This is a genomic window from Campylobacter sp. CNRCH_2013_0898h (assembly GCF_025772965.1).
GTDB classification, from domain to species: Bacteria; Campylobacterota; Campylobacteria; order Campylobacterales; family Campylobacteraceae; genus Campylobacter_D; species Campylobacter_D lari_D.
The window spans coordinates 18,092-37,096 of record NZ_JAKMTD010000005.1 but is presented as its reverse complement, the minus strand read 5'-3'; the positions used below and the strand labels follow the sequence as shown (position 1 = coordinate 37,096).

At 31.2% G+C, this 19,005-nt stretch carries 18 protein-coding genes; all 18 read right to left on the bottom strand.

Translation table 11 applies throughout. The features are described 5' to 3' along the window. Positions 1-7 precede the first annotated feature (7 nt). The 18 genes from nuoH to L8X50_RS03815 all read right to left on the bottom strand — a co-directional run bounded on the left by nuoH (position 8) and on the right by L8X50_RS03815 (position 18,741). Positions 8-1,006 (bottom strand): NADH-quinone oxidoreductase subunit NuoH, encoded by a 999-nt coding sequence (gene nuoH, locus L8X50_RS03900; protein WP_133319476.1) that lies wholly within the window; start codon positions 1,004-1,006, stop codon positions 8-10. After that, entirely contained in the window at positions 1,003-3,456 is a 2,454-nt protein-coding gene (locus L8X50_RS03895) for an NADH-quinone oxidoreductase subunit G (RefSeq protein WP_263660447.1), read from the bottom strand. The genes nuoH and L8X50_RS03895 overlap by 4 nt, the downstream gene beginning before the upstream one ends. Continuing rightward, the gene (locus L8X50_RS03890; protein WP_263660446.1) at positions 3,453-4,169 is read right to left on the bottom strand and encodes a hypothetical protein; all 717 of its coding nucleotides are present in this window, start codon (positions 4,167-4,169) and stop codon (positions 3,453-3,455) included. Before L8X50_RS03890 ends, L8X50_RS03895 begins: the two co-directional genes overlap by 4 nt. Continuing rightward, complete coding sequence (locus L8X50_RS03885; RefSeq protein WP_263660445.1) at positions 4,166-4,393, bottom strand: NADH-ubiquinone oxidoreductase subunit E family protein; 228 nt, start codon at positions 4,391-4,393, stop codon at positions 4,166-4,168. Before L8X50_RS03885 ends, L8X50_RS03890 begins: the two co-directional genes overlap by 4 nt. Beyond that, the gene (gene nuoD, locus L8X50_RS03880; protein WP_263660444.1) at positions 4,390-5,616 is read right to left on the bottom strand and encodes an NADH dehydrogenase (quinone) subunit D; all 1,227 of its coding nucleotides are present in this window, start codon (positions 5,614-5,616) and stop codon (positions 4,390-4,392) included. The genes L8X50_RS03885 and nuoD overlap by 4 nt, the downstream gene beginning before the upstream one ends. A gap of 1 nt (position 5,617) precedes the next feature. Beyond that, positions 5,618-6,409, bottom strand: a complete 792-nt coding sequence (locus L8X50_RS03875; RefSeq protein ID WP_263660443.1) for an NADH-quinone oxidoreductase subunit C — start codon at positions 6,407-6,409, stop codon at positions 5,618-5,620. Further along, positions 6,409-6,906, bottom strand: a complete 498-nt coding sequence (locus L8X50_RS03870) for a NuoB/complex I 20 kDa subunit family protein (RefSeq protein WP_039619352.1) — start codon at positions 6,904-6,906, stop codon at positions 6,409-6,411. Before L8X50_RS03870 ends, L8X50_RS03875 begins: the two co-directional genes overlap by 1 nt. Continuing rightward, positions 6,885-7,304, bottom strand: a complete 420-nt coding sequence (locus L8X50_RS03865) for an NAD(P)H-quinone oxidoreductase subunit 3 (RefSeq protein ID WP_220566531.1) — start codon at positions 7,302-7,304, stop codon at positions 6,885-6,887. Before L8X50_RS03865 ends, L8X50_RS03870 begins: the two co-directional genes overlap by 22 nt. 117 nt (positions 7,305-7,421) lie before the next feature. Next, positions 7,422-8,090: an ATP-binding cassette domain-containing protein gene (locus tag L8X50_RS03860; protein ID WP_263660442.1), complete on the bottom strand. Its 669-nt coding sequence runs from the start codon at positions 8,088-8,090 to the stop codon at positions 7,422-7,424. Beyond that, the gene (locus L8X50_RS03855) at positions 8,074-8,847 is read right to left on the bottom strand and encodes an ATP-binding cassette domain-containing protein (protein WP_133319468.1); all 774 of its coding nucleotides are present in this window, start codon (positions 8,845-8,847) and stop codon (positions 8,074-8,076) included. The genes L8X50_RS03860 and L8X50_RS03855 overlap by 17 nt, the downstream gene beginning before the upstream one ends. Further along, positions 8,844-9,620: an ABC transporter permease gene (locus tag L8X50_RS03850; protein ID WP_263660441.1), complete on the bottom strand. Its 777-nt coding sequence runs from the start codon at positions 9,618-9,620 to the stop codon at positions 8,844-8,846. Before L8X50_RS03850 ends, L8X50_RS03855 begins: the two co-directional genes overlap by 4 nt. Beyond that, complete coding sequence (locus L8X50_RS03845; RefSeq protein WP_318529824.1) at positions 9,613-10,551, bottom strand: ABC transporter permease; 939 nt, start codon at positions 10,549-10,551, stop codon at positions 9,613-9,615. Before L8X50_RS03845 ends, L8X50_RS03850 begins: the two co-directional genes overlap by 8 nt. 11 nt (positions 10,552-10,562) lie before the next feature. Beyond that, positions 10,563-12,098, bottom strand: coding sequence for an ABC transporter substrate-binding protein (locus tag L8X50_RS03840; protein WP_070255429.1), 1,536 nt, complete (start codon positions 12,096-12,098; stop codon positions 10,563-10,565). A 43-nt stretch (positions 12,099-12,141) separates the two neighbouring features. Beyond that, positions 12,142-14,085: a BCCT family transporter gene (locus tag L8X50_RS03835; protein ID WP_263660439.1), complete on the bottom strand. Its 1,944-nt coding sequence runs from the start codon at positions 14,083-14,085 to the stop codon at positions 12,142-12,144. A gap of 198 nt (positions 14,086-14,283) precedes the next feature. Continuing rightward, positions 14,284-14,934 carry a LutC/YkgG family protein gene (locus tag L8X50_RS03830; RefSeq protein WP_263660438.1) on the bottom strand — a complete coding sequence of 217 codons (651 nt, stop codon included), beginning with the start codon at positions 14,932-14,934 and terminating at the stop codon, positions 14,284-14,286. Beyond that, positions 14,927-16,342 (bottom strand): LutB/LldF family L-lactate oxidation iron-sulfur protein, encoded by a 1,416-nt coding sequence (locus L8X50_RS03825; protein WP_263660437.1) that lies wholly within the window; start codon positions 16,340-16,342, stop codon positions 14,927-14,929. Before L8X50_RS03825 ends, L8X50_RS03830 begins: the two co-directional genes overlap by 8 nt. After that, positions 16,339-17,079, bottom strand: a complete 741-nt coding sequence (locus L8X50_RS03820; protein ID WP_263660436.1) for a (Fe-S)-binding protein — start codon at positions 17,077-17,079, stop codon at positions 16,339-16,341. Before L8X50_RS03820 ends, L8X50_RS03825 begins: the two co-directional genes overlap by 4 nt. Before the next feature lie 6 nt (positions 17,080-17,085). After that, entirely contained in the window at positions 17,086-18,741 is a 1,656-nt protein-coding gene (locus L8X50_RS03815) for an L-lactate permease (protein WP_259429215.1), read from the bottom strand. Between the last annotated feature and the right edge of the window lie 264 nt (positions 18,742-19,005).

Below are 19,005 nucleotides of genomic sequence, written 5' to 3'. Positions count from 1 at the left end.
TTTTTTCCTATATCACAAGTACTAAAGCACTAATTAATAAATTTAAAACCGCTAAAGGTATTAAAATCAAATAACACATTCTCATTACTTGATCAGGACGCAGTTGCGGAAAAGCACCTCTAGCCCAAAAATACCAAAAGAACACAAAAGACACTTTCAAAAGCATCATAATAGCCCCTGGTATAATCCAAAAATCATTAAATCCACCCAAAAATAAAAGCGATATCATAATCGCTCCGGTAATCATGGCTGTATATTCTCCGATAAAAAACATACCCCATCTAAGTCCGCTATATTCAGTGCCATAACCTGAAACAAGTTCGGTTTCGTTTTCACTTAAACAAAGTGGAGTTCTATTAGTTTCTATAAAAATAGCTATCACAAATAAAATAAAAGCTAAAGGTTGTTTAAAAATAAGCCAAGAAAGTATGCCATCACTTTGATAGTTATTAATATCTACTAAAGACAAAGATCCAACAAGCATTACAACACACACCAAAGAAAGCCCTGCAACGCTCTCATAAGAGATAATAGAAACAAGCCCTCTTGCCCCGCCTAGCAGCGACCATTTATTATTACTTGCTAAACCTCCTAAAAAAATCGCATAAAAACTAACTCCACCCATACCTACAACAAAAAGCAAGGCTACATTAATATCAGCGATAATAGGACGAATCACTCTACCAAATAAAGTAAATTCAGGAAAAATAGGTATAGCTGCAATTGCTACAAAAGCACAAATTGCTGCAATCAATGGAGCAATTAAAAATACCACTTTTTGAGCATAAGTTGGCACTATATCCTCTTTAGTAAAAAGTTTAATCATATCAGCAACTACCTGAAGCAATCCAAAAGGACCTACCATATCAGGCCCTAAACGACGATGAAATAAAGCCAAAGCCTTTCTTTCAAGATAAGTTGCCAAGCCTGCTAAAGTAGCAAAAATAGCTATAACAAGCACACATTTTATAATTGTTTCTACAATAAAAAAAGTAATATCACTCATATTTTAGCTCCTGCTTTTTCAAGCCAAACTTTTACATATCGAGTATTATCAAATAAAGATTTATAATCAATCTTACTATCATAATCCCCTAAATACGCACCATTTTCTAAAGATTCATCACATTTTACACTTATAGCAATTTGAGTTTTTTCATTTTTTAAAATAACACTATCATCTTGGTTTAAATCAAATTTTTGCATTAAATCAGACGATAAAAATAAAGCTCCAACCTCATTAAAAGCTCTATTACTAAGTTTTGAAAACTGATGAATGCTATTTGCATGATATAAAGTTAAATTTCCTTCATTTTGCTCTTTAACTTCTTGAATGCTTAATGTTTTTTCAAACTCAAAATGGGAAAAATCAAGCTCATAACCTCTATGATTTACCCCACCATTATCATAATGATTTTCTAACTCATCAAAGTCAATTACCCTAAAGCCTTTATTTTGTGGTAAAAATTTAGTATAGTTGATCGTAAATTCTTCATCAAAACCTAAGGCATTTGCCAAATCATTTAAAAAATAACCTTTAAATTCTAAAGCCGCATTTGTAGGAACTAATCTTTTATCATAATTTACAAAGCTACCTTCTTGTTGATTTAAACTAGAACTTGCAAGATCAAAATGCCCATCATAAGAAAAAGTAAAATCGCCTTTTTCGTTATAACCTAATGTTTTTCCTGCTTGAAAATCTTGACTTAAATCACAAATTAAACTCACACCTAAGGTATTAGTACAAGTTGGATTTAAAAAGACTTTAAATTCAGTATATTTTTGCACCAAAGCACAAAGTTTTGCTAGCTTAACACTTTGCTCATCATAGTAAAAATCACTTCCTATAATAAGTGTAAATTTTTGCTTTTTTGCGAGTAAAGTTTCTAAAATATCCTCATCTATGCCAAGATTTTTCGCATAATTTGATCTTTGCACCTCTATGCTTTTTTTAATTTTTTTAGGCACAAGTTTTTTAACTTCTTCTATAATAGTTTCGCCGTTTTCATTTTGCTTTTCTATCTTTTCAATAACTTCTTCATTAATAGTTTCTTCTATTTCTTTTGTATCTTGATAATACGCATTTTCTAATGTGTTTTTAAAATCCTGCGGAAGCTCTTTGGCAAATTTTTGCAAGATAAATAATAAAATACTTTCATTATCTTTAATATTATGATCAATCTGCAAGAAATTTTTAGAATATTTATCCACGCCTTTATCTTTTATAGGGTGAAAATATAGCCCTGCACCTTTATTCATTACCAAAGCGTTATTAACTTTATATCCTAGCGTTGGCGCATCATAGCGTAAAAACGAACCTACGATGATTAAAAAATCACTTTGAGTGATATCGTCTGTATTTGCATTATACATTGCATTTGCATTTTGATAAAAACAAGCTAGGAAATCTTGGAATTTTTTAGCTTCATGATTTATAAGATTAAGATTAAATTTTTTACTTAAATTTTGCAAGATTAAAGCTTCTTCATTAGTAATAAAACTATTAAATAAAATATTTTTTATTTCATCATTTTTTATCATATTTACTAATTTTTCAAAGGCTTTTTCGTCTTTACCTTGAACTTCATTTTGGGTATTAAAACCATATCTTGCAGCTTTATTTAGCGTAGCAAAAGCAAAATCATTACTCACTCTATAAATTTTTTCTTTTTGATTATTAATACTAGTTTGTTTAATATCATAATACATCAACTCACAATCACTTGAATGGGGATTACTAGCTGGAATTTTCTTTAACTCCCAAGCATTAGATGTATATTGAAAAGCCGAACCCACCAAAGCTCCCGTTGGACATACACTTGTACATTCTCCACAAAAAGAACAATCAAGTATATCGCCACCACTTGGCGCAATTAAACTCTTTTGAAATTTAGTCCAAATAGCTAACGCATCTTTACTCATACTTTCTTTAAAGCTTGTATCAGGTGCGCTTGCCCCTCTTGGAGTAGTTTTTAAAGCGCTTTCTCCTATTTTATCTTTACAAACTGTGATACATCTTTCACACACGATACATAAAGCCGGATCATAATTAATCTCACCCCATTTTTTATGCTCTTTATGGGTATCTTTAATCCAATAATTTTGTACATTTACTCTTGCTTTGTGTGTAAAGTTTTGAAGCTCACACTCACCGGATTTATCACATACTCCACATTGCAAAGGATGATTAATGCAATATGCTTGCATGATAGCATTACGCTCATCCCATAAATTTGATAAATCACTCTCTACTACCATACCTTCTTTAACTTTAGTATTACAAGAATAAACCTTTTTACCATCAGCTTCTACCATACACATACGACAAGCAAGTGTTGGAGAACAACCATTTAAATAACAAATTGCAGGAATGAAAATATCATTTTTTCTTGCGACATTTAAGATATACTCACCCTCATTTGCCTCACATTCTATACCATTAATGATAACTTTCATTTTATAACCTTAACTTGAGCTTTTGAAAAAGCAAAATCAGCGCTTTCATAATCAAACAAAGCCACCGTGCCTTTCAAATCATGATTGATTTTTACTATAGTTGTAAATTCTTGAGTGTTTATTTTTAAATTAATTTTATCCTCATCCTTAACCTTAGCAATTAAAGCAAAAGAAGAAGAGCAATGCAAATTTTTGTCTCCCAAAGGTGCTTGCATGATAATAGTTCCATCAAAATTATCAAGTTCTAAAAGCTCACTAAAAGAATTTTGTATTGATAAATTTTCTTCATTTTCATTAGAGCAAATTAGCAAAAGATTAAATTTATGACAAAGTTTTTCTAAAAAATACTTAATATTTTCAAAATCTTTATGTTGATATAAATTTTCATCAAAAATAATACATTTTGCTTCTTTTAAAAACTCTAAAATCTCTAAAGCTTCTTCTTCACCAAAGCAAGATTCAGCACTTAAATACCCCTCATCAAATTCGTCAAATTCAGTCTCCAAGCTCATCTTACAAAGCAAAGCAAGCACGAAAGGCACACTTGCAATCTCACATTTATAAAAGTTTGTTTTTAAATTTTTATCCTCTAAACAAGAAATATTATAATTTTTACTTTTGTTAAGCTTAGCGCAAAGTGAAGGATTTTTTAAAGAAAGCAAATCCACAAAACACAAAGCATTTAAACCTTCTTGATATTTTGCTAATTTCATTGTCCTACCTTTTTAAAAACTATAGTCCAATCTACTTGATTAAATTTTAAAGAATTTAAAAGTTCACAATTTTGCTCTTTTATGAAAGCAAAACTTTTTTCTACACTAGAAAAATCTCCTATTTCAAATAAAACTACTAAAACTTCACCCATATAAGCTTTTTGAATGATTTGTTCTAAATCCTTAAATAAATCTTGACTTTTTCTTAAATCCACGCGTCTCATCGGTCTATCTCACCTAAAACTATATTAATACTTCCTAAAATTGCCACTGCATCAGCCAAATATGATCCTACAAGCATTTCTTCTAAAAATGCACAATGAAAAAAGCTTGGGGTTCTAGCTCTTAATCTATATGGCCTACCGCTACCATCTGAGTGGATAAAAAATCCAAGTTCGCCTTTTGGACTTTCAGTTGGCACATACACCTCTCCTTTTGGTGGTTTTAGACCTTGGGTTACTAGGACAAAATGTTGCATAAGAGAATAATTTTGCGTCATGATTTGCTCTTTTGAAGCACTTACATATTCAGGATGATTGCATAAAATTTCAGGCGGAGTATCTTGATAAAGCTTAACACATTGAACTAAAATTTTTAAACTTTCTCTAAATTCTTGCATATAAACCTTATATCTTGCATAAGAATCACCCATTTTGGCCACAGGCACGCCAAAATCTACCTCATCATAAAGCAAATAAGGCTCTTCTTTTCTAACATCATAAGCAATACCACTTCCTCTTAGCATAACCCCACTACAACCCCAACTTAGCGCTTGTTCTTTACTTACAACTCCTACATTTTCAGTTCTTGCGCGCCAAATTCTATTATCATCAAGCAAAGCTTCATAATCTTTTATATCATTTGGAAATTTATTACAAAATACCAAAAGTTCATCTAAAAAACCTTCAGGTAAATCAAGCATTACCCCGCCTATTCTCATAGATGAATGCGTAAGTCTTGCCCCGCAATATTTTTCTATTAGATCAAGCACATACTCACGCTCTCTAAAGCAGTATAAAAATACTGTCATCGCACCAATATCAAGAGCATGTGTAGCAAGCCATAACAAATGCGAAGCAATGCGGTTTAACTCAAGTAAAATCATCCTTATTGCACTTGCTCTGCGTGGAATTTCTAAACCACAAAGTTTTTCCACAGCAGCTACATAGGCATAATTATTTGCACTAGCTGCGATATAATCCATTCTATCAGTAGTTGGGATAAACTCTTGATAGATCATATTTTCAGCCATTTTTTCCATACCACGATGCATATAACCTATACAAGGAGCAGCCTTGGTGATTTCTTCTCCATCAAGCTCTAAAATAAGGCGTAAATTTCCATGAGCACTTGGATGTTGAGGGCCAAGATTTACTATCATGGTGCCATCTTCACGCTCAAAGCTTATATTTTCATAATAAGGTTTTAATTTAGTAGAAATTTGCATTTTATCTTCTCTTATCTAAAATTTTTACTTGCGTTCTTTTGGCTTTTTTCACAAAAGGCACGCCACCTTCTTCTTGATATTCTTGTAGGTATTTATCCTCTCTTGGAGCTTCGCCTTTACCAACCTCATGATAAATTCTACTAAAGTTTAGCGTGTCTTTTTCATCTACAAAACCTGGATCTCTATTTTCTTCACCTACAACCTCGCGGTATTCTTTTCCAAAAATTTTATCTATCTCATACCACTTAGCAAATTCATCACCATGCAAAGGATAGCTTTTTAAAAAAGGATGTCCATACCAATCATCAGGCATTAAAAGTCTTTTTAAATTTGGATGATTGATGATGAAAATTCCAAACATATCATATATTTCTCTCTCACACCAATTAGCACCTTTAAAAACCCTTATAACACTTTGAAGCCTTTCTTTTAAACCAACGAAAGTTTTTATTCTCACTCTTAAATTTTTCTCCATATTTAAAAGCTGATAATATACTTCAAAACCCTGTTTTTGAGCGACAAAATCAATCGCACTTGCATCAGTAAAACAGCTATAACCTAAATTCTTGAGCTTATCAAGAATAGCAACATTATCATCTTTGTTTATCTCAATCACCCAAAAATCAAGCTCTATAAAAGAATTTTTTAACTCAAATTCTTGACTTAAAATTTGATGGTCGCTCTCAAAAATACTGCTTTCTATGCTTAATTTTTTAGTTATAGGTGCATGGTAAAATCTATCCTCATAATAATTTTTTAGCTGAGCATTTTTCTTATCGCTATATTTTCTCATCATATAAGCCTTTTTGGAGCTATTTTTCTGCTTGCTTTTTCTTTACGAATTCTTTTTTGCAAAATCATCAAAGCAAATTGAAAAGTTTCAGGACGCGGGGCACAGCCTGGCACATAAATATCAACAGGAATAATCCTATCCACTCCTTGGACAGTAGAATAGGTATTAAACATACCGCCGGTATTTGCACAAGAACCCATAGAAATAACCCATTTAGGATCAGGCATTTGATCATAAAGTCTTCTTGTAAATTCAGCATGTTTTTTACTTAAAGTACCCGCTATAATCATTACTTCAGATTGTCTTGGACTTGCTCTAAAAATTGTTCCAAATCTATCAAAATCATATCTTGCACCACCTGCTGCCATCATTTCAATAGCACAACAGGCAAGTCCATAAGATAGTGCCCATAAAGAATTACTTCTACCCCATTGCACTAACTTATCAACCGTAGTTAAAACAACTGGCGCATTACTCATTTTTTGATACTCTGCCATGCAAATGCTCCTTTTTTATAAGCATATAAAAAGCCTACTGCAAGTAATAAAATAAAAACAAACACTTCCACTAAGGCGAATAAAGATAAGCCATATTTTGAAAGTTCTGCGGTTAAATCTTTAAAAATCACCGCCCAAGGAAATAAAAACACCACTTCAATATCAAGCAAAATAAAAATCAATGCAAAAACAAAAAATTGAGAATTGATTTTATTTGCTTGTTTAGAAGCCATAGGCCCGCACTCATAAATTCCTAGTCCAAGTTTTTTTCTATTATGAGAGGCTAGCTTAGAGCCTATTTTAGAAGAAATATACACCAAAGTAAAAAATATAACACTTGCAATAACAAGCATTGCAAAGATGCCAAAGTATTGATGCTCTATAGTTGCGTGCGTCATAATAAACCTTTTATTTAAGCATAATTAAATTTATTTTACTTCAATTTAGCTATATAAAAACTTATTATCAAAAAAATAAATTTTTATGTATTTCAAAATGAAACAGTTTTTATCTTTTTATAAATACATTTTTTTATGGCAAATATCTTGTAAGATTTTTTCCTGATGAGAAATAAAAATATAAGTAATATCGTATTTTTTTTGAAAAGCATATAAATAATTTAGAATTTTACAAGCAGTTGGTATATCAAGTGCTGCTGTAATTTCATCTAAAATAAGCAATTTTGGTTTTAAAAGCAAAGCTCTAATCAAACCTAATCTTTGGCTTTGACCGCCACTTAATTTAGAAAGTTTTAAATTTAAAATATCTTTTTCAAGCTCAAAAACATCAAAAAGTTTAAAAAGTTCTCCAAAATCGGGCTTAAGTTTAAAATTTTCATACACATCAATCAAAAGTCTTTTGGCACTTTTGTAAGGATTTAAAGCTAGCTTTTGATCTTGGAAAATATATTGAATTTTTTGGCGTAATTTTCTTTGAGCGTTAAAATCTAAATTTAATATATTTTCATTTTCAAACAAAACCTCTCCAGTATTTGCACATTCAAGCATACAAAGAATTTTAGCTAAAGTGCTTTTACCACTACCACTTTCCCCACAAAGCAATAAATTCTCATTTTGATTTAAAGAAAAACTCACATCTTTAAAAACAAAAATTTCCTCTTCCTTTAAATACCAATGTTTTTTAAATTTATAAGATTTGCTTAAATTTTTAACTTCTAAAAACATTCTCATTCTCAAAATAATTTAACAATTCTTTAGCAAAAACACCTTTTGGATTGCTTAAAAACTCTTTCACGGGCATTTGATAAATCAAAGTTTTATCTTCTATGATAGCCACCTCATCACAAAGCTCTTTAGCTAAATTTATATCATGAGTAATGAAAATGAGATTTTTAAATTGTGTTTTTAACTCTTTTAAAATAGCGATGATTTTTTCTTCATTAGCTCTATCAAGTGAGCTTGTAATCTCATCACACAATAAATACTTAGCCTCGCTTAGTAAAGCTAGAGCTATTTGAATGCGTCTTGCCATACCACCACTTAGCTGATATATAAAAGAATGCCATAAAAGATCATGATTTTTAAGCCCTAAACACTCAAAATAATAAAAGGCCTTTTCTTTAATCTCTTTTGTGCTTAAATTAGTATGAGTTTTTAAAACTATATTAAAATAACTCCCTATATCAACAAGAGGATAAAAACTCCCATAAACATCTTGAAAAAGTAAATTTACCTTAGTTCTTAAAATATTTAACTCTTTTTCTTTTAAAATTAAAATATCTTTTTGATCTATCCTAAATTTTTGTGCATTAAGCTTATAGTGTTTATCAAAGAGCTTAATCATGCTTTTTAAAAGCAAGCTTTTTCCCGCTCCACTTTTACCCATGATAGCCAAAGCTTTACCATCTTCTAAATTAAGATTTATATCTTTTAATAAGATCTTATCTTTAAAGCTAAGATTTAAATTTGCAATTTCTATCATGCTTTAATCTCTTCTTGTAAGTCATTACCCAAAGCAAGTAAAGGTAGGATAAGCATAAGTATAAAGGCCACTGGAAAAACTATCATCCACCAAAATCCTAAAAACACAGCCTTACTTGCTTCATTTAACATATTTCCTAAACTTGGAGTCCAAAGCTCTACACCCAAGCCAAAAAAGCTTAAAGTAGCTTCACTTGTAATAGCATGAGCGATATTTAAAACAAAAAGCACAAAAAGCAAATTCCAACAAGCAGGTAAAAGCTCACTAAATAAAGCTTTCATCTTACTAGAGCCTAGAATGATAGCATTTTGATAAAACTCAAGTTTTTGAAATTTATTAAGCTGAGTATCAAGTACTTTTGCCACAAAAGCAAAATGCCCCAAAGCGATGATAAAAATCATACTCCACAAAGATCCCGCCAAAAAACTTTGAAAAAACATAATCACAAGTAAAGAAGGTAAAGCCAAAAGCATATCAAGCACTCTAGCAAAAAAGGCATAAGCAAAAAATCTTGTTAAAAACACATAAACACAAGCAAAAAGCACGCTAAAAAATGCCGCCATTACCCCTACAAATAAAGAAATACGCAAGGCATATAAAATACGCGTAAAAACATCTCTACCAAGTAAATCTGTGCCAAAAATATGACTTAAATTTGGGGCTATTTTAGCCTTGCTTAAATCCACTAAATTAGGATCATAAGAACTTATTAAAGGTACAAAAAGCGCTAAAATAAAACTTAGTAAAATCATCATCACATAAAACTTACGCATTAGCAAACCTTGGATTAATCATCTTGCAAATTATCTCTACGATAAAATTTACAAGCACTACCACTAAAATGCTAAAAATTACCACAGCTAGCACCACAGGATAGTCTTTAAACAATATACTTTTAATCACTAAATTTCCAACACCCTCGTAAGAAAACACACTTTCTACTATATAAGTTCCCATTAAAAAACTCACAAAGGAAGCACCAAAATACGCGAGTATAGAAGCAAAAGCATCTTTTAATACAAAATGCAAATAAATTCTTTTTTTACTAAGTCCTCTTGCAAAAGCACTTTCTATAAAGCCCTGATTTAAACTATCAATCAAACTTGTCCTTATAAAACGCACAAAAACAGCTAAATGTGAAAGCACTAAAGCACACACTGGTAAAAACAAATGCCACAAACGATTAAATATATCATCTTCAAAGCCAATATCAGCAATAGCTGAACTTGGAAAAAGCTTAAAAAATACAGCAAAAACTAAAATAAGCATTAGCGATAAAGAAAAAGTAGGCAATGCAAAAAAACTCATCGTTGAAAAGGTAATAATTTTATCCAAAAAACTATCTTTATAAAGAACGCAAAAAAGTGCCAAAACCAAAGACAACACAAAAAGTATAAAAAAAGCCAAACTTCCTAGTATGATGGTATAGGGAAGTTTTTCTTTTAAAATTTCACTAACCTTTTCTCCGCTGATTAAAGAGTAGGAAAAGTCGCCTTTCATGGCATTAAAAAGCCAATTTTCATACTGCTCTAATAAAGGCTTGTCTAAATTTAAATTATGCTCAATTTCTTCTTTTATTTTAAGGCTAGTTCCTTGAGGCACACTAGCAAAAACCACACTTCCTTTAGCATGATAAATCATCACAAAACATAAAAAACTTGCAAAAATCATCAAAAAAAACGCCCATAAAAGGCGTTTAAAAATGAGTTTTAGCACTAATTTTTGCTCCACTCATAAGCATTCCAAGTAAAACCTACCCCATGATGACCTAAAATATGAGGTTTTATACCTTGGATATTTTTAGCAAAAACTAAAGGATAATCGATATAAGCTATAAATAAAAATGCAGGATCTTTATATAAAGCGTCAATAAATTCTTTATAGTATTTTTTTCTTTCATTTACATCAAGCGAATTTCTCGCTTTTATCAGAGCTTCATCAACTTTAGCATTTTGATAATGACCAAAATTCCATCCACTAGAGTTTAAAGCACTATCTTGAGAGCTTTCAAAAACTCTAAAAGTATGAAAATCAGGATCATAAGGACTACCCCAACCTACCAAAAAGCTGTCAATCTTAGTATAGTCAAAACTTCCACTCGGCTTAGCAACTGCCTTTGCCTTAATACCAAGCTTTAAAAACTCACTTTGTAAGATATTTACCAAAGCTATTCTTAGTGGATCTTCACTCATAGCATACATTTCAAAGCTAAATTCTTTGCCATTTTTTTCTAAAATTCCATTTTTGTTTTTCACAAAGCCTGCTTTTGCTAAAAGCTCATTTGCTTTTTTTACATCATAAGTATAAGTTGCAAATTCTTTAGGATTTGCCCATGATTTTTCCAAAGGATGATTTGCTACTTTTCCAAAAGAATGCAAAAGAGAATCCACAATAGCTTTCTTATCGATAGCATAATTTAGTGCTAAACGCACATTTTGATCTTTTAAAAACTCATGATTAAAATTAAACATCAAAGCACGATAATCAGCCGAAGGCTCTATAAGCATTTTAAAGTTTTTGTCATTTGCAAAATTTGAAGCTAGAGCAAAATCGACTAAAGCTACATCAATAGAACCATTTTTAAGCTCAATAGCGCTAATACTTGGATCTTTAATATGTTTTAGTATGAGTTTTGGTGTTTTTACCTTAGCTAAATGATAATTTTCATTTGCTTCTAAGATCATGTATTGACCTTTTTTCCATTGTTTTAGCTTATATGGTCCTGTTCCTATAGGCATTTGATTAAATTTAGTAGTATTTAAATTTTCTTTTTCAAGTAAATGTTTTGGTAAAATTCCCACACTCAAAGCGTCTAAAAATGCAGGAAAAGGCTTTGAAAGTGTGATAATCAAATGATAATCATCAATGATTTTTACTTCTTTAACTGCGTCAAAATTTACCTTTGAGGGTGAATTTAACTTCTCATCTTTTAAAGCATTTATACTAAATTCCACATCTTTGGCACTAAATTTAGTCCCATCATGCCACAATATATCATCTCTTAAAGTAAATTCATAAACAAGCCCATCTTTACTAACTTTCCAAGATCTAGCAAGATCAGGCGCTAAGCTCATATTTTCATCAAAGCGTGTAAGTCCTGAAAACACAAGAGCAATTGCCACATCATGATCTTCACTAAAAAGCGGATTTATACGCTCTGGCTCATTTTCCACTGCTATAACGATCGTATCTTTTGGCGTAATAGCAAAAAGATTTAAAGCACAAAAAAACATTAAAAAAAATCTCAACATAAAAGGCCTTTCTTATAAGAATAAAGTGTAATTATAACGCTTTTTAATCATAAGCTTTGGTAAAAATTTCATTTTTATCATCAAATAAAAGTTGCAAATACCTCTCATATTGCTTTAGTATATCTACGATGATTTCTTGCTCGTTTAAATACTCTATATTATAACCATTACGCGAATCAGCAAAGAAAGTTTGTGGCTCAAAGATAAATTCTTTAGAATAAGTTGGCATAAATTTATCATCGATTATGCTTTGGCTTGCTTGTTTTTTTACCACTTGCACTCCATAGATAAAATCTTTTGCAAATTCTTTTTTTATAATCAAACTTATACTTGATTTTTCTTGAACGATCTGTGTTTTCAAGCCGTAGTTTTTTAGACTTTGGCTGAGTGATTCCATAGCATTTTTAACTTTGGTATTTAAGAAATTTTGTATGTCTTGTTCTTTGCTTTGTTTTAAAATTCTAGCAAGTCTTTCTTGCCAAAATTCTCCTGTAAAATACACACTACTTTGACTAAGCTTAGTTAAAGAGTAATTCACATCTACAATTAAGCCTTTAAGCAATGAAAAACACATCAAACAAAGCAAAAATGCAAAAGGTAAAGCCACTATCATAGTGATACTTAAAATCGCCCCCAAGCCACCTGAATACAGCAAAGAAGTAGCTAAAAGCGCAAGCACAAAACCCCAAAGGATATTTTGCCATTTGTATGGCTCATGAGCGCCACCACTACTTAAAGAATTTAACACAAATATCCCACTATCTGCTGAAGTGATGAAAAACAAAGCTAAAACCAAAAGCGCAAGCAAAGAACTAAAATAAGAAAAAGAAAAATTTTGTAAAAAATAAAAAAGCAAACTTTCAGGTGCTGAAGTAAAAGGACTTAAAATATCATTGAAATTTAAAGCACTATTGCCAAAAATGCTAAACCAAAGTATATTAAAACTAGTAGGCACTACAAGCACGCCAAAAATAAATTCCCTTATCGTTCTACCACGAGAAATCTTAGCAATGAAAAAGCCCACAAAAGGTGCCCAACTAAGCCACCAAGCCCAATAATAAATAGTCCAATTATTAAACCATTCTATATGTTCTTTTTCATAATAATAAGTCTTAAAGCTCAAAGAAATTAAATTTTGCAAATAATTTCCAATATTAGAGCTAAATTGCGAAAGAATTTGGATGGTATTTGTTGAAAAAAGCACAAAAAGCATTAAACACACTGCAAAAACTAAATTTGCTTCACTTAAAATTTTTAAACCCTTTGTTAAGCCACTAATCGATGAGAGTGTGGCTAAAGAAATAATGATGATTATAATCACGCTTTGTTCTAAAAAGCTTTGTCCGTTTAAAATACCCAAATTTGAAAAGCCCGCATTTAATTGAGATGCACTATAACCAAGTGTGGTACTAATGCCAAAAACCGTGACAATTAAAGCAAGTATATCAACTAAATTTCCCCAAAAACCATAAATTTTATCTTTAAGCAAAGGGTAAAAAGCACTACGCAAACTAAGAGGCATTTTATATCTAAAACCAAAATACGCCATAGCCAAAGCACACACCCCATAAATAGCCCATGGGTGAATTCCCCAGTGAAAGATAGTATGTAGCATAGCTTCTTCATCGCTTGTTTGCAAGGCTTTTTTATGTATGAGAGGTTCAGCCACACCAAAATACATAAGCCCCACGCCCATACCCGTAGCAAAAAGCATAGCAAGCCAAGAAGTAAATTTAAAATGAGGTTTTTCATCATCATCGCCGAGTTTAATATCGCCAAATTTTGAAAGTGCAAGTGCGAGCATAAAACACACAAAAAAGCTCACACTTAATATATAAAACCATGAAAAATTTGCAAAAATTCCACTTTTTATATGATTGATAAAATCATTTGTAAGTTTAGGCAAGAAAATACAACTAAGGCTTAAAACAACTATAATACTAATACTTGGTAAAAATACTGCCTTTTTAAAACTTGTTTTTAACATGATTTTCCTTTTTATAGTTTTAAAATTTAAGTTAATACCTTTTTTACTATGTCAAAAAATATCTTAAATATAACTAAAATCAATAAAATAGCAAAGGTTGATAAAAATATAATTTAATTAATGTTTTAAAAACCAAGAAGTTAATTTTTGATTTGAAGGTGATTTTAGAATTTACACTAAGTGCAAATTCTAAATAAATCAATAAAGTATAATATGAACCTTTTGAGATCCATGAACTCCAAAAACAGTGATAAGTTCAATATCTGCAGTTCTTGATGGCCCTGCTATAAACAAAATATTGCTAGGTAAAATTTCATTTTCTTCTTTTACTAAATTCAATGCTTGGCTAATGCTTTTTACAATATTTTCTTTTTTTAATAAGACAATACAAAGCATAGGAGCCAAAGAAAGCATTCTTGGTTGAGTTTTATCAGACAAAACTAAAGCAACTCCATGTGAGCTTACTCCAACTCTTGCTTGGATGATAGAAAAATCACTATGAAAAACTTCTTTTCGTATTTTTTCAATCTCTTGATTAAAACAAGTCTTTTTTTCGGCTTCAATTTTATTTATATCTAAATTTAAATTATCAGGATAAATAAGACTTTTATAGCCATAACTTTTAACAATTTGATTGATTTTTTCTTCTAATTTTTCTAACGAGCTTTCTTCTACTATGTATTTATTTGCACTCATTTTTTCTTTTAACTCACTATACATATCATCACTTGTTTTGATATGCTCTATAGGATCTATAGTCGGAATTTTTTCAAAAGATAAATGTGTATTTTTAATCTTATCCAAAATAGCTTTTTTGCTTTGTGAAGAAATTTCATTTATTCTACTCACACTTTACTCCTTGCATATTTTCAAGTTCTTTATAAAGATCAAGTTTTATTTGTGGAAATTCCTTATAAGCACTCCATTTTTTAACTACTGGTAAAGAATTTTTTCCTTTTTGCAAAAGCCAATTAAAATTATGTAAATTTGCTAAAGTATTTTTCCAAATAATAGGACTTGTAGCTACTTTTTCAAAAATCTTAAATGCCATAGCTTCAGCAGTATTTGGAGCGATATTATCAAAACTTCCTTGACCTACTTTTGCTGCTCTTAATTTGCGTATTAAATCCGCAAGAGGAATTCTTACCGGACAAACTTCAGAACATCTTCCACAAAGCGAGCAAAAAGTAAGAATATCACCATTTTCTTGCATACCAAAAAGATTAGGACTTATGACTTCTCCAATCGGCCCTGGATATACACTTTGATAAGTATGGCCGCCTATTTTATCATACACAGGACAAAAATTCATACAAGCCCCACATCTTATACAACGCAAAGCTTCATAATAATCTTCATCATTTAGCATTTTGCTTCTATTATGATCAAAAAGAATAATATGCACTTCTTTTGGGCCATCTAAATCTCCATTTTTTCTAGGTCCTGTAATGATATTGTTATAAGTTGGTATAAATTGGCCCGTAGCTGATGGAGTAAGTAAAGACACCATAGTGGCAGCATCTTCAAAGCTTTCCATAACTTTTTCTATACCACAAAGTGCTACATGTATATCACTTGCTGTGGTGCACATCCTACCATTTCCCTCATTTTCTATAAGCCAAAAAGCACCTTCTTTAGACATAGCAAAATTTACTCCGCTAAGCCCCATTTTAAGCCCTTCAAATTCATCTCTTAAATGCTTTCTTGCAATAGAATTTAGCTTTTCTGGCTCACTTTCTAAATTAGAGCCTAATTTTTCTTGAAAAATTTTACCAATTTCATAGCGGTTCTTATGTACCGCTGGAACTACAATATGCACGGGAGTTTCATCATTTAACTGCAATATAAGTTCACCTAAATCTGTTTCTATAGCTTTTAAACCTTTGGATTCTAGGTAGTGGTTTAAACCTATTTCCTCACTAGCCATAGATTTACCTTTTAGAATTTTACCGATGTTTTTTTCTACCATTAATTCATATATAATCTCACAGGCATCCTCATCAGAACTCGCCCAATGGACATTTATGCCATTTTTAGTGGCATTTTGTTCAAATTCTAAAAGCCTATCGTGTAAAGTTGATAAAGCATTGTTTTTAGCTTGCTTAGCTTTAGATCTTAGTCCTTGCCAATCATTAAATTTCTCATCTATAACTTTTAAACGATTTTTTTGCAAAGTATGCATGGCAGATCTTAAATTCTCTCGCATTTGCTTATCATGAATTTTCACATCCACAATTTGTTCATGTGTCATTTTCATATCGCAACTCCTTCAAGACGCTTGTTTAAAAAATCATACAAATGAATTCCTTTTATATCAAGCCCCATTTTACTCATCGTGCCTGCAATATTCATCAAACACCCACCATCAGAACTTAATACATATTTTACGCCTGTATTTTGGATATCTTTGATTTTTTCTTGTGCCATAGAGTTTGAAATTTGAGGCTCTTTCACAGAAAAAGTTCCTCCAAAACCACAGCATTCTTCTTCAAATTCTAGAGGAATTAATTCCACATTTTTGAGTTTTTTTAGCAGATTTTTGCTCGCTTGTATGCTTTTTTGAATTCTTAATGCATGGCAGTTAGAGTGCCAAGTCACTTTTATAGGCTCACCTTTATCTTCATAATCAACCTTTAAAACCTCATCTAAATACTGGCTAAGATCAATCACTCTAGAGCTAAATTCCTTTACCAAGTTAAAATGCTCATCATCTTTGAAAAGCTCTAAATAATCATGACTCATCATCCCCGCACAAGAACCGCTTGGCACTACTATAGGATAATCTTGAGTAAAAAGTTTTATATTATGCAAAGCTATATTTTTACTTTCTTTAAAATACCCTGAATTAAATGAGGGTTGAGAGCAGCAAGTTTGCTGCTTTTTAAATATAACCTCAACTCCCTCTCTTCTTAAAAGTCTAACCGCGCTTAAAACACTTTCTTGCATTATCGCACTACCCAAACAAGTAGCAAATAAATACACTTTTTTCATCATCAATCCTTATTTTAAAAGCACTGCTTCAGGGATAATCCCGTGGAAGAAAAATGCTATAACAAAAGTCCAAATTCCTATTAGAATTATAAAACCTATTGAGTATTTTAAAGTAAATCTAAACAATTCAGATTCTTTTCCTACAAGTCCAACTGCTGCGCAAGCTACCGCTATACTTTGAGGAGATATCATTTTACCCACAACTCCACCAACAGAATTTGCTGCTAAAAATAAAGTTTCTGAAATTCCTAACTTTTGAGCACTAACTTGCTGTAATGTCCCAAAAAGCAAATTTGAACTAGTATCAGAACCTGTTAAAAACACACCTATCCATCCTATGATAGGAGAAAAAAATGCATAAGCATCGCCTGTATTTGAAAAAGCAAGTCCTAAAGTAGTGCTCATACCGCTATTTTTAGCTATAAAGGCAAAAGCAACTACTAAGCCTATAGTTAAGCATGGAGTGGCCATTTCTTTTAAAGTTTCCCAAAAACACTCGGTAGCTTCGTTGATTTTTATTTTCAACACAACAATGCTCATTAAAGCAGCCACTAAAATAGCAGTTCCTGCTTGTGCTACTAAATCTATAGTATGTGATGGAATCATTGTTTTTGTGATTTGTGGATTAACTATATCAGGACTTATGATAGCTCCTAAGGCTTCATTAAATTTCAAAGTAAATTGCATAAAATTTAATATTCCATCTTTAGCAAATAAAGCCTTAAACCAAGGTTGTGTCCATATAATAATACAAATAATCAAAAGTATAAAAGGAATCCAAGCTAAAAATACTTTTTTAAATTCTAGCTTTTGTGAGTTTTCAAAGTCTTTTACATCATCTAATCTAAAAATATTTTTTGGCTTCCAAAATTTTAAAAATATCGTAGTAATAGACAAAGAAACAACCGCTGAAATAATATCTGGAAGTTCTGCACCTAAATGATTTGAACTCCAAAATTGAGTAGCAGTAAAAGAAACGGCTGCGACAAAAATAGCAGGAAAGGTTTCTTTAACCCCTTTTAAACCGTCCATTAAAAATACTATAAAAAATGGTATAGTCAAGCTAAGAGGCACAAGCATTCTACCCACCATAGCTGAAACACCGTGCTGTTCTATACCTGCTAGATTACTCATCGCTATAATAGGAATTCCAACTGCTCCAAAAGCTACCGGAGCGGTATTGGCTATGAGACAAAGTCCTGCGGCATATAATGGTCTAAGCCCAAGTCCTACAAGTAATGCAGCGGTGATAGCCACTGGCCCTCCAAAACCTATAGCACCTTCTAAAAAAGAACCAAAACAAAATCCAATCAAAATCACTTGAATTCTATGATCTGGAGTGATACTCATAACACTTTGTTTTATCACTTCAAACGAGCCTGATTTGATAGAAAGTTTATATAAAAATATGGCCGCGATGATGATCCAAGCTATAGGCCAAATACCATTTGCAAAACCTTGTATAAAGCTAGCACCTAATAAAGAAAACGGCATATCATAAGCAAACAATGCCACAACACTTGATAAAATAAGAGTTAAAAAACCTGCTTGATAGCCTTTGAGTTTGAAAACTACAAGAGAAAGCAAAAAGCACAAAATAGGCAAAAAAGCCACCAAAGCACTTAAAAGTATGTTGTCAAATGGATTATATATTTGTTGCCACATATTTTTCCTTTTGATAAAAATTTCCAATATCTAGCTTAACAAATATTTTTATTTTTGTGTATTTTTGTTAGAAAAAATTAACTATATGGGTATAAGAGTAACATTTCGTATAAAAATTCTCTTTTAATAAAAACAAAAATTTACACTTTACAAATGAAATATAAAGTATTGTTTATATTTGAAACAAAATATAAATATAATAAAAATATTTATATCAAAAGTATTTTTAAATCAAATTTTTCATCACACTTTAAAGCTAAAAGC